This is a genomic window from Shewanella sp. UCD-KL12, assembly GCF_001957125.1.
Taxonomy (GTDB): Bacteria; Pseudomonadota; Gammaproteobacteria; order Enterobacterales; family Shewanellaceae; genus Shewanella.
The window spans coordinates 1-12330 of sequence record NZ_MPHJ01000019.1; the positions used below are offsets into that span (position 1 = coordinate 1).

The 12330-nt window shown below is 44.2% G+C and carries 10 protein-coding genes and 1 pseudogene; 6 read left to right on the forward strand and 5 right to left on the reverse strand.

What is annotated here, in order from left to right:
- From BM736_RS21665 to BM736_RS21675, 3 genes and pseudogenes are all read left to right on the forward strand, one after another.
- Positions 1 to 181: pseudogene (locus tag BM736_RS21665) on the forward strand (alpha-amylase family glycosyl hydrolase); the annotation flags it as partial.
- A 576-nt stretch (positions 182 to 757) separates the two neighbouring features.
- Positions 758 to 1198, forward strand: a complete 441-nt coding sequence (locus BM736_RS21670) for a hypothetical protein (RefSeq protein WP_076416125.1) — start codon at positions 758 to 760, stop codon at positions 1196 to 1198.
- Between the two features lies 1 nt (position 1199).
- The gene (locus tag BM736_RS21675; protein WP_076416128.1) at positions 1200 to 1583 is read left to right on the forward strand and encodes a hypothetical protein; all 384 of its coding nucleotides are present in this window, start codon (positions 1200 to 1202) and stop codon (positions 1581 to 1583) included.
- Between the two features lie 14 nt (positions 1584 to 1597).
- On the opposite strand, the gene miaA is transcribed toward BM736_RS21675, so the two are convergent.
- The 5 genes from miaA to brnQ all read right to left on the reverse strand — a co-directional run bounded on the left by miaA (position 1598) and on the right by brnQ (position 8342).
- Positions 1598 to 2545 carry a tRNA (adenosine(37)-N6)-dimethylallyltransferase MiaA gene (gene miaA / locus BM736_RS21680; RefSeq protein WP_076416131.1) on the reverse strand — a complete coding sequence of 316 codons (948 nt, stop codon included), beginning with the start codon at positions 2543 to 2545 and terminating at the stop codon, positions 1598 to 1600.
- Between the two features lie 2 nt (positions 2546 to 2547).
- Complete coding sequence (recJ, locus tag BM736_RS21685) at positions 2548 to 4272, reverse strand: single-stranded-DNA-specific exonuclease RecJ (RefSeq protein ID WP_076416134.1); 1725 nt, start codon at positions 4270 to 4272, stop codon at positions 2548 to 2550.
- A gap of 177 nt (positions 4273 to 4449) precedes the next feature.
- Positions 4450 to 5187: a bifunctional protein-disulfide isomerase/oxidoreductase DsbC gene (gene dsbC, locus BM736_RS21690; RefSeq protein WP_076416136.1), complete on the reverse strand. Its 738-nt coding sequence runs from the start codon at positions 5185 to 5187 to the stop codon at positions 4450 to 4452.
- A 792-nt stretch (positions 5188 to 5979) separates the two neighbouring features.
- Positions 5980 to 6897: a site-specific tyrosine recombinase XerD gene (gene xerD / locus BM736_RS21695; protein WP_076416139.1), complete on the reverse strand. Its 918-nt coding sequence runs from the start codon at positions 6895 to 6897 to the stop codon at positions 5980 to 5982.
- A gap of 98 nt (positions 6898 to 6995) precedes the next feature.
- The gene (gene brnQ, locus BM736_RS21700; protein WP_076416141.1) at positions 6996 to 8342 is read right to left on the reverse strand and encodes a branched-chain amino acid transport system II carrier protein; all 1347 of its coding nucleotides are present in this window, start codon (positions 8340 to 8342) and stop codon (positions 6996 to 6998) included.
- Between the two features lie 467 nt (positions 8343 to 8809).
- Here brnQ and BM736_RS21705 point away from each other — a divergent pair, with 467 nt between their 5' ends.
- The 3 genes from BM736_RS21705 to BM736_RS21715 all read left to right on the forward strand — a co-directional run bounded on the left by BM736_RS21705 (position 8810) and on the right by BM736_RS21715 (position 12329).
- On the forward strand, positions 8810 to 9544 hold the full coding sequence (locus BM736_RS21705) for a tRNA1(Val) (adenine(37)-N6)-methyltransferase (protein WP_076416143.1): 735 nt from the start codon (positions 8810 to 8812) through the stop codon (positions 9542 to 9544).
- Positions 9545 to 9653: 109 nt separating this feature from the next.
- Entirely contained in the window at positions 9654 to 10874 is a 1221-nt protein-coding gene (gene srmB / locus BM736_RS21710; protein WP_076416146.1) for an ATP-dependent RNA helicase SrmB, read from the forward strand.
- Positions 10875 to 11108: 234 nt separating this feature from the next.
- Complete coding sequence (locus BM736_RS21715) at positions 11109 to 12329, forward strand: efflux RND transporter periplasmic adaptor subunit (RefSeq protein ID WP_076416149.1); 1221 nt, start codon at positions 11109 to 11111, stop codon at positions 12327 to 12329.
- Position 12330: the final 1 nt, after the last annotated feature.

Genomic DNA, 12330 nt, shown 5'->3' on the forward strand with positions numbered 1-12330 from the left:
ATTACTTGATGAACTTGGAATCTCATCCAATGCTTGGGTAACCTCAGCAAAAGAGTTTCGCCGCCAATACAGTGGTATTAGTGGTCGTTGGGATGCTATGTGTGATTTTAAAAAACAGCATCATTGTGGTCAATGGTGCAAAGGTAAGGCCAGTAGCGATGCACTTCACCCCTCGCCTTAGTCGTATATAAACTATCTACAATGGTTTGAGATAATTAGTGGCTTCGAATAAACCAAGATACTTTTTCTAATCAATGTCAGTTTGAGTTGACTCGATGCTCTAGCAAGCTTCTGTCCAGAAATTAGTTATGAACTGTAAATCCCAATCGAAGAGATAAATACTCAAGTGTGAACGCGGCTGTGACCTTCGGTTTCATGGATGAAACCGCAGAGCGCCCATGGATGGGTTCACAGCGTGTCGCAGAAGTGTTTGCACATAAGCCCACGGCAGGTGATAGATAAAATTGAAGTAAAATGGTTCAGTTAGCGAACCAAACATCAAACCAGCCAAATGAACCCAATAAAGATATTTGAAACTTGTTATCCGACAAGTTAACCCACCTTGGGTGAGTCATTTCTAGAATCGACCTCAAATAAAATTCACGTAGCTCCCCTCCAATTGAAAACCATTTTCAAAACATCGCCGCATATGTGACACTTAAAGATATGCCTTTAGAAGGTATATCTGTAGTCATAAGGTAGATACAGCAAGTATTAATACCAATCAGTATAAGAAAGTGAAAAGGAATTTCAGGGAATGAATCGACTATTAATCATTGCTGGGTCGCTTAGTGCGGTAGCGGCGCTGATGCATATCGGCTGCATCTACTTTGGTGCCCAGTGGTATCGCTTCTTCGGGGCTGGAGAGCAGATGGCACTTATGGCGGAGCAAGGCAGCTTGAGGCCAACCATTATCACCTCTGTGATAGTCGTAGTGCTCTCTATCTGGTCTGCTTATGCTTTTAGTGCAGCGAAGCTCATCCCTCAACTGCCGCTGATCCGAATAGCGCTCATTGTTATCACATCGATTTACCTACTTCGCGGTATCGCAGGCTTCTTTTTTATAAATAATCCTATTGGTCGCAGCCCTGAATTCTGGTTTTGGAGCTCAGCTGTCTGCCTCATATTTGGACTATTTCACCTTTTTGGCCTAAAACAGCAGTGGCCGAAGCTATCAGGTCTAAAGGAAGCGAGATAAGATGGCATTTAAGCGAATACAAACACAGACTCATCAATTAGGTGGCTGCAAACTTGAAGTGAGCTATAACCGCCTCACTACACGCTTTAAAGTTGTCTCAGAAGGGAGAGTATTATACTCAAAGCTGCTGCTATTCTGGCCAATTCACAGAGCGAAGCTGGTTATAGGCAAAACAATAGCCCCCTCTGAAAGCGACCAATATGAGTTAAAGATCTGGTGGTTTTTACTCTGGTCTTCTCAGCTTTCATTGAGCCGTGATTTATCAACACCAGCTAAACTTGTCATCCCTGAGTTACTCGAGATAAGGCGAAGAAGGTCGCTTGGCCGACTCATCTACAAGGGGGTTATCGGCTCAGTGAGGTTACTCGTAAACCTCGCTTCTTAATCTAGTTAAGGTATCTAAGGCTGATAGCGATATTGAGCGAGTATTTGCTGAGCTTGTTGCTCGATCCCCTCTCCCCCTTGCAACCAGTGTATCTTCTGGCCTTTTCGCTCAACGCGTCTAAACCAAGTCTCTTGGCGTTTAGCGTATTGCCCGATAGCTGTACATAACTTATCAAACATCTCGTCAAAGCTAAGTAGCCCCTGAATATGCTGGCTAACATAACGATACTCTAATCCATAATAATCTAGCTGCTCATGAGAGACACCGTTATCGAGTAACCCTTGCACTTCGGCAATCATTCCCTCTTCAAAGCGCTCTTTAAGCCGTATTTTTATCCGCTTACGCAGTACTTTTCTATCCCACTGAATGGCGAAGAAAACCGGCTTAATGATTGGCTGACATTTATCTGTTTCGACCTTAGATTTCAGCTCTTCAGACTCTTCATCGGCAGTGGTTTGAGCATGCCTAGCAAGTTCAATCGCCCGGTAGAGTCTTGGTCTGACGGTTATATCAACTTTCTCATATTGCGCTGCATCGAGTTCACGCAGTTGCTCTTGTACCTGCTTAAGAGGAAGTCGATCTAACTCAGCCCTCAAGTTTAAGTCTTTATCTAGTTGAACAAACTGGTAACCAGCCACTGCAGCATCGATATACATACCGGTACCACCGACTAAAACAGCTTGCTTGCCACGGGATTGGATATCACTAAAGGCGTTGAAGAAATCCTGTTGAAACCGAAAGGCATTATATTCATCACCTGGCTCAACAATATCGATAAGGTGATGCTTTACCTCACCATATTCAGCTAAGTCTTTACCTGAGCCAATATCGAGCCCTTTATAAACTTGCCTAGAATCAGCAGAGATGATCTCACCATCAAATATCTTAGCTAACTCAACACCTAAATGGGTTTTACCTGAAGCTGTGGGGCCCACTACTAAGATAAGGTTAAAGTCCTGCATAGTTACATCGCCTCTATCTGCTCAACCATCAACTGCACAGTTTGATTACCCCGAAACTCATTCACATCAAGTTTATACACCACTTGGGCATGCTTAATGGTGGCATCAGGCCAAGTTTTCAGATCAACATTAAAAGCGATACCATCTAGCATTAGCTGACCACATTCGGTTTCTAACACCAACTTTAGGTGTTTTTCACCCACTATGCGCTGTTGAATAACCTTAAAGTGGCCATCAAAAAGTGGCTCTGGGAACTCTTGACCCCAAGGGCCTGCATTTCTCAGTTCCCAAGCAATATTTAAGTTCATCTCGGCAGGACTCAAGCTACCATCGGTAACAAACTCACCGGTAAGCAGTTCAGGCTTTAACATCTCACGCACGCCTTGATCATAGGCCTGTTCAAATGCAGTAAAATCTTCAGCTCTTAAAGAGAGTCCTGCAGCCATCGCATGACCACCAAATTTGAGGATCATGCCTGGGTGGCGAGTGTTGATCAGCTCCAAAAGATCCCGCATATGTAAGCCCTTTATAGAGCGAGCAGAGCCTTTAATCTCCCCCTCTCCAGCATCAGCAAAGGCGATAACGGGTCTGTGATATCTATCTTTAATTCTTGATGCCAAGATACCGATCACCCCTTGGTGCCAATCCTCTTGAAATAGGGCTATGCCCCAAGGCAAACTCGCTTCATTGAGCGCTACAGATTCAAGGCTCTTTAACGCCTCTTGTTGCATATCCGCTTCTAAGTCACGGCGCTCGGCATTTAAACCGTCAAGTTCTGCCGCCATGCGTCTTGCGCTCATCATGTCATCACAGAGCAAAGTCTCTACCCCGAGTGCCATCTCATCAAGGCGCCCCGCTGCATTTAATCTAGGGCCGACGGCAAAGCCAAAGTCTGAGGCGACGATTTTAGCCGGCTCTCGCTTAGCGACTTCCAGTAACGCTGTGATCCCTGGACGGCAGCGACCCGCTCTGACTCTCTGTAATCCAGCATCGACTAAAATTCGGTTGTTGCTATCAAGTGCAACCACATCGGCAACAGTACCTAAGGCAACAATATCGAGTAGATTTGCAAGGTTGGGCTCAGTAATCCCTTGTTCTTGATACCAGTTTCTCTGGCGAAGCTCAGCTCTTAACGCAGACATCAAATAGAACGCAACGCCTACACCGGCAATAGATTTACTCGCGAAGTTACAGTCAGCTAAGTTTGGATTCACAATGGCATCGGCATCGGGAATCGTTTGCCCCGGAAGGTGGTGATCGGTTATCACCACTTGCATACCTAGTGCTTTAGCAGATTTAACACCTTCAATTGAGGAGATACCATTATCGACAGTGATAAGTAGGTCTGCACCTTTACTATGGGCAACTGAGACAATTTCAGGGCTGAGTCCATAACCAAAATCAAACCGGTTAGGGATAAGGTAATCAACGCGACCCGCTCCCATCATTCTAAGTGCCAGCATGCAGACACAGGTCGAAGTCGCCCCATCGGCATCAAAATCACCCATAATCAAAATTGAGCGATTATCTTTGAGTGCATCAGCAATGATGCCCGCTGCAACATCTAACCCCTTCATGGTATTGGGTCTGAGCAAACGAGACAGCGTAAGCTGGCAGTCATCAGCAGAGCTACCCCGGCTGGCATAGATCTGTTTTAAAAGAGGGGATAGAGACTCGGGAAGGTGACTATCATCAACTTTGGCGCGACGGACTATCTTATGGATCACAACTATTGCCTTATAGCTAGATTGAAGCGAGAGAATTCAAACATCCGCTAGCATATCAAACCACGGCCCAGATAACACAAGAAACAAACCGATAGCGTTAACATAAAAAAAGCCAGCATATATGCTGGCTAATTCGAGATGAGTCAATCAGGACTCATCTATGTACTTAGGCAAAGTTTAGTTTATTGCTTCTAATGCTTTAAACAGTGCTTTTGGTGGCTGATACCCTGGGATCATGCTGCCATCTTCTAAGATGATTGCAGGTGTACCATTGATACCGAAGCTCTGGCCTAAATTATATTGCTCCGCAATTTTAGCGTCACATTTTTTACCCTTAACTCTGTTACCCGCTTTGGCATCTGTCATCGCTTTTAGTGGATCAGCTGCACACCATACCGCTTCCATCTCATCGGCGTTCGCTGAAGGAACACCTGCACGAGGGAAAGCCAGATAGCGAACAGTGATGCCTAGATCATTATACTCATCCATCTCGTTATGCAGCTTACGGCAGTAGCCACAGCTCACATCGGTAAATACAGTAACGACATGCTTTTCATTTTTCGCTTTATAAACCAGCATATTTTTTTCAAGAGGCTTCATCATCTCTATACGAGGGCCAGCCATAGCAGCCTCTGTAAGATTTTTCATTCCTCTGTCAAGATCATACAAGCTACCGTGAAATAGTTTAGAACCATCTTGAGAGATATAAAGTACGCCACGATCGGTAAGCGCCTCATAAAGGCCTGGAATAGGCGATTGATTCAAAGAGTGCACTGTCACACTTAAGGTGTCTTTTAGCTTCTGCTTCAACTCTGCACTGTTACTGATAGTATCACTTGTGCTATTAGATGCAGCTGTCGAAAATGGTGCAATAAGTACTGCGATAAGCAAAGAAAATATGCGGGTAAACTTCATTATATATCCTGTTCTTTGTATGGGTCAGATACGATTACGAGTTAAGTACAATTGATTAGACCTAGTTTAGGCCAGAAAAGTTACAGTTTCAGCGAGATTAAATCAATTATTAACTGTAACAAATCACTGTCAGAGTGAGTTAATTATACACTCCCTCACAACTCAGAGTGATTTCACACTTTTTAAGATCAAAAATGTACACGCTTCGAATGAAGCTTGAACATTTTTAGGTTTCATTTAGCTTTATTGGTACAGGGTTGTGAATTTTAGCTAATCTGCTGGTAACCCCCCCCTCAACCCTGCCTATAGCCTGCGGCTCGCTGACGGTGTAAACGCTTCCTGAAATCGAAGCTAGAAGCCGTACCGACACTAGATTATTTATCTCTTCAATTGAGAATGAATAAAGGAAAAAATACAGCTGGCAGACCTGTTTTACTCTGACCCAACTTATTCAACTTATTAATGAACAGAAGCTAGTTAGCTCACTGTAGAACGCCAATCGAAGAGACTGCTTTTGCTTTTAGATGGCAGTGTAGATGCAGCTGCGAGCTTCCAAATCAGGGATGATTTGGTAGAGCTTCCATGGCCAATTTTATTCCATACAAAATTTGGCATTTCCTCCATCCGTGGAGGTCAGAGGACTTGCAGCGACTCGCAGAAGTCTCTGCACATCCCTCGCCGGGCAGACGTTAGATAACAATGAAACTAGAACCTTCAAACACACTAATCAAACACCAACACCGCCAAATAAAGCCAGTAAAAGAAGATACTTCAACCTTGCTATCAGGCAAGCTATCCCCTTGGGTGATGCTCACTATGAAGCTGATTTAGCCTAGCTGTGGCAACATGGGTGTAAATTTGAGTTGTAGATAGATCACTATGGCCAAGTAGCAGCTGCACAACGCGCAGATCTGCACCATGATTGAGTAAGTGAGTTGCAAAAGCATGCCTTAGGGTATGCGGGGATATATGGGTCGCAATTCCAGCCCTTAAAGCATATAACTTAATGCGATGCCAAAAAGTCTGCCTTGTCATCATTTGTGCCCGCTTTGATGGAAATAACACATCACTCGTTTTACCATTAAGCAACTCAGCTCTAGCGCCCTGCAGGTAATGTTCAACCTCATTAACGGCAAGCTCACCTAATGGCACTAAACGCTCCTTACCGCCCTTACCCACAACTCGAACCAGCCCTTGCCTAAGGCTTAACTGCTCCATTGTGAGGCTTACCAATTCAGTCACTCGTAGCCCAGTGGCATAAAGTAGCTCCAACATAGCTCGGTCACGACACTCGATAGGATCTTCAACATTGGGTTCATTAAGTAAACTATCGACATCTTGCTCACTTAAGGAGTCTGGCAACTTTCGAGCAAGTTTTGGGGACTTTACCTGTGCAATTGGATCTACTTGGATCTGCTTTTTAAGTAAAAGGAATTGATAAAAACGTCTAAGGCTGCTCATTAACCGGGCACTACTAGTGCGAGCAAACCCTTTCTCAAACCGAGTATCTAAGTAATCCCTGATAAGCTGCTGAGAAGCTTGGGTTAAGGTATCGTTAGCTTGCTGAACATAACGATCAAAATGACGTAAATCAGTGCGGTATGCAGCAAGTGTATTGTCACTGAGCCCGCGGCTAGACCAAAGATCATCGAGAAAGATATCTATGATGGGATCAGCTTGATAACGGCTTTTAGGTTCACTTTTTGGCAACTGCTCACTCCGAAAATAGCGCTATGTAGCTATAAAAAAGGCGTTACCTCTGTCGAAGTAACGCCTGTTATTCTATGTCAGCCAGCTGGCGATTGAAATTAATTCAATACAGGCTCAGCTTTGCTCTTTTTAATCAGTAAACACGCAACAATCGTGATAGCAGTTGGCAGTAACCACGCCATACCTTCATTATGTAATGGCATAAAATCAGCAAAGCTCATATCAAGGCCTGCAGCTTTTAACCCGTCAATGATGCCAAATACTAGCGCCACACTTAGCGTTACGCGATGTGCAAACTCAGGCATAGCGAACTTTTCAGTGAGGAAAGTCACCGCAACTAAAGCAATCGCAACCGGATAGATGGTGTACAACACAGGAACACTAATGCTAATTAGCTGAGATAGCCCTACGTTAGCGACAGTAGCGCAAGCGACACTCATGATCACAACAAAAATTTTGTATGAGATGCGAGGGAAAAGCTCATTGAAAAACTCGGCACAAGCGGTCACAAGACCAATAACAGTCGTTAAACATGCAAGCGTAACCACAGCAGCAAGCAGCACTTGACCTAAACTACCGAACTCATGATTCACATAGTTAGTTAAAATTGCGCCACCATTGTCAGCACCTTTAGCGAGCTCACCGGCTGAAGCACCAAGATAGAAAAGCGAAATATAAACAAAAGCTAAACCTGCCGCAGCGATTAAGGCAGCTCTCACTAAATACTTAGTTTGATCACCACTATTATTAACCCCTTTACGGCGTAGAATATCGATAATTAACATACCGAAAATCAATGATGCTAAGGTATCCATGGTGTTATAACCTTCCAGAATCCCCTTAGTTAGTGGGCTTGACTGGTAATCACCGACGGCCTGACCAACATCAGAACCTGGCAGCATAAATACCGAAATAGCTAACCCAACAAGTAAGAAGATCATGATAGGTGTTAATACTTTACCAACACTATCTAGCAGCTTTCCTGGGAACAAAGCTAATAGCATTGCACCACCGAAAAAGATGAGCGTATAGATAAGCTGGGAGATATTTAACGCAACACCTGCAATCATAAAGCTTGCATCACTATCAGCTAAGAAAGGCTTGAAGCCCATCTCATAGGCCACCAAGCCCGCTCTAGGCGCAGCAAAAGCCGGACCTATTACAATATAGATAGCTACTGCAAACATAGTTGCAGCAAGAGGCGGCAATAACCCCATCACTTTACCGTTTGCTTTAGCAACAGCAATCAATGTAATTAGTGGCAGTGTTACTGCTGTAATAAGAAAGCCAATCATGGCCAAAGTCATGTTCTCACCCGCTAGGAAACCAGCAAGTGGCGGGAAGATTAAATTACCAGCCCCTAAAAAGAACGCGAACGTCATAAAGCCTAACCCTAAGGTATCAGCCATGCTCATCTGTTTGTTTTGCACTTTTTGCCCCATCATCTTTTATATTTTTTTAACGATCTCAAGCTAATACGCCAACACAGGCTCACTAAGTAGAGATAAATAGTTATGTGTAAATTAATGATTACACGAGTCCGTGGTAAATTCGGCCGATACTTGGCGAGTTTATGAACAGAAGCGGGAGTACCTGACGCTAACATTGCTTAAAACTGGCTTACCTACCCCAGAAAAGCCCTTAAAAGCCCTTCGTGGAGGCATACTATTATCAAATACCCCCCGAATTGACAAGGAGCCAGCCCAAATCAAGAACAATCAACACCAAGAAAACAACAAGATTGCAACGCGTAGATAAAAAACGTTCATCAAGCAACACTATTAGGCATAGAGAAAGCCCGCACCAACAAATATGCAACATAGCATAAATTCATTCTGAAGAACCTTAACCTAGCGCCATTGCTAGCGTACAATCACAGACAAATTTCGCCACTTGTAACAGATCTCATTCGATGCCATTTACCTTTAAACAATTTCATATCGATGACCACGGATGTGGTATGCCGGTGAGTACTGACGCTGTCATATTGGGAGCATGGGCCCCGCTGACAAAAGCGCTTAACGTTTTAGATATTGGCGCAGGAAGCGGATTGTTAAGCTTAATGGCCGCTCAGCGCAGTCAGGCATTCGTTACAGCGATTGAGCTTGATGATACGGCCGCCAAAGCCTGTGAGAGTAACTTTCAAGCTTCAAAATGGGTTGACCGATTAAGCGTAGAACATGGGTCTGTCCAGGAGTTTAGCCAAAGCTATTTGAGCTCAAAGCAAACATTATTCGATCACATCATCTGTAACCCCCCCTATTTTAAGGGCGGCACCCAGTCCAAAAACGCATTAAGGGCCAAAGCAAGGCACACAGACACTTTAGATTTCAGCTGTTTAATTAAGTCTATCACCCAAATGCTCAGCCCTAATGGTAGTGCTAGCCTAATTTTACCTAGCCAGAGTATGCAAGCCTTCAACGCAGCTTTAGATACCTCCACTTTAGCGAACAGCCAGATAATGGATATTTCCGATAGAGCAAGCAAGGCTCCCCATAGACATGTTTTCACCTTAGTCCATAAGCTTGAAAGCACTAGTGCGCCTGATGCCAGCACTGCAACAGAGCACTTGTGTATCAAGCTAGAGGACGGCAGCTATACACCAGAGATGATCGCGCTGATCACTGACTTTTACCTCAAGTATTAACCGCTTTAGCATTTCTCATAGGTTTGCAGATATCTGTAGATCTATTTGATGAAATTAATGGCTAATTTAATGTATAATATGCGGCTATTATTTATTGAGAACGCTGCGCATGCTATTTGAAGACTTCCTGCTTGACCCTACATTGTTAGAGTCACTAAAAGCCATGGGGCATAATAAGCCCACCACGATCCAGCAACAAACCATTCCATTGGCGATGGAGCAGAAAGACATACTAGCCCGAGCACCTACCGGTACAGGTAAAACAGCGAGCTTCTTATTGCCAGCAATCCAACATATTATTGACTTCCCGCGCCGTTTTGGTGGACAAGCAAGAGTACTTGTTTTGACACCAACTCGTGAACTGGCAAGTCAGATACACCGCTATGCTTCCCATCTTGCAACCGATCTGGATCTGGATATCGCCATCATTACTGGCGGTGTGCCTTATGCGCCACAAGAGGAAGCACTAAAGAAGAATGTCGATATCTTAGTCGCAACCCCTGGGCGCTTGATGGAGTACCTAGATAAGGGACAATTCAACGCCGAAGAAGTTGAAGTGCTTGTCATTGATGAAGCTGACCGCATGCTTGATATGGGCTTCTCAGCGGTTGTCGAGACCATAGCAATAGAATCCGTTGGTCGTAAGCAAACTATGTTGTTTTCTGCGACATTAGAGGGAAGTGACGTTGGGCGTTTCTCTCATCAGCTGCTCAAAGATCCTGTCAAGGTTGAAGCTGAAGCGCCGCGCAGCGAGAAAGCAAAAATTCACCAGTGGATCCATAACGCTGATAATAAAGAGCATAAGTTTGCACTGCTCTGTAGCATCCTTAAGCAGGAAGATGTCAAACGCGCTATCGTGTTTGTTAAAACTCGCGAAGGAGTTGCCAGCTTAGAAGGTTTACTTCAAGCGGCAGGTATCCCATGTAGCTTCATGCGTGGCGATATGGAGCAAAAGCAGCGATTCCAAGCCCTTGGAAAGTTCATCAAAGGTGAAGTGAACGTACTGCTTGCTACCGATGTTGCCGCCCGAGGTATCGATGTAGATGATATCACTCACGTCATCAACTTCGATATGCCAAGATCGGCTGATACTTATGTTCACCGCATTGGCCGTACAGGCCGTGCTGGTGCAAAAGGTACCGCAATATCTCTGGTTGAAGCCCATGATATTCGTGTAGTTGGTAAGATTGAGCGCTATACCGATCAACCGCTTAAACGAAGATTTATTAAAGATCTACGACCTAAAAACAAAGAAGCTAAACCACCTGGGAAAAACAAAGTAAAACCAGGATCTAAAACATATAGTAAGAAGAATAAAAAGAAAAAGTAATCGTCTCCAGCTTCCTATAAAAAGCCACAGCTCTGTGGCTTTTTTACTTTCTAGCAACAAAACAATCATCCTCTTCGCTTTTTTTAAGTAAATACATTGAGCTATGTCGCCTTAACAGCTCCTTATGATGTGCGTATTTGATACATTATTTTTACAAAAACAGATTTATCCTACCTCTATACTCTGGTAATTTAGACATTAGAGAAATTTCAGCAAGGAAAAGCGGGAAAAATAATGATAAAAACAATAATTAGGAGACTTTCTCCCCTCTTTATAATCATCTTATTCGGCGTTGCAGCAGCACTGCTTATCAGCACTAAGGAAGCACCAGACCAAAAAGAAGATGAAGCTCCTGTACCTATTATCGATGTTGCCAGCGTGGAGCAAAAAACGGTTTCTTTAAACCTGCCCTCATACGGTGTCGTCACACCAAAGAATAAGACCCAGCTAGTGACAGAAGTGCAAGGAAGAATGCTAACCATAGCACCTAACTTTGTTGCAGGTGGCGTAGTGAAAAAAGGTGAACAACTTGCTGTCATCGAGCCCTCTGATTACGAAGCTGATCTTATGCAAGCTCAAGCTTCACTGGCTCAAGCCCAAGCGGCACTCGAAGAGGAGCGCGCGCGTGGCGAAGTGGCTAAAAATGACTGGAAAGGTTTTGATGCTGGCGTACCACCAGAGTTAGGCTTAAGGCTTCCCCAGCTCAAAAAAGAGCAAGCAAACGTTAAATTTCAACAAGCAGCTCTTGCTCGTGCTCAGCGAAACTTAGAAAGAACCATCATTCGCGCCCCATTCGATGGCATCATCAAAGCCAGAAATGTCGACTTAGGTCAATATGTTACCTTAGGTACTAACCTTGGTGAGCTGTACGATACACGTATTGCAGAGATACGCTTACCTCTGGCTAATAATGATCTCGCCTATCTTGAGTCTGTCGATAAGCCAGATACTCAAGTGACCTTAAGCGCCTCTTTGGCTGGTAAGACTGTTAGTTGGACTGGCACTATCGTAAGAAGCGAAGGAGTTATCGATGCTGATAACCGCATGGTTTACTTAGTTGCAGAGATTAAAGACCCCTATTTAAGAACGTCGCGCCAAGAGGGGCAACTTCCTTTGAAATATGGCAGCTTTGTGAGCGCAGTAATTAAAGGCCGCACTGTCGATGGCATAGTACAACTGCCTCGCCATATCGTGCGAAATAATCAAGTGGCAGTCGTTTCAGATGACAATATCATCGAAATTCGACAAGTTAACGTCGTTCGCACCGATATCGATAGCGTGTATATCAAAGGCAGTCTTAATGATGGAGAGCGGATCTCGCTTACCAAGCTTAATAACATGTCTTCTGGCCAAGCGGTGAAAATATTAGGTGAGATGAAGCTTAATGAAAGTAACACCAATAGCGATGATACTGAGGCCCAGGAGCAGCAACTCGCTAGCGCGGGTGATCAATAAT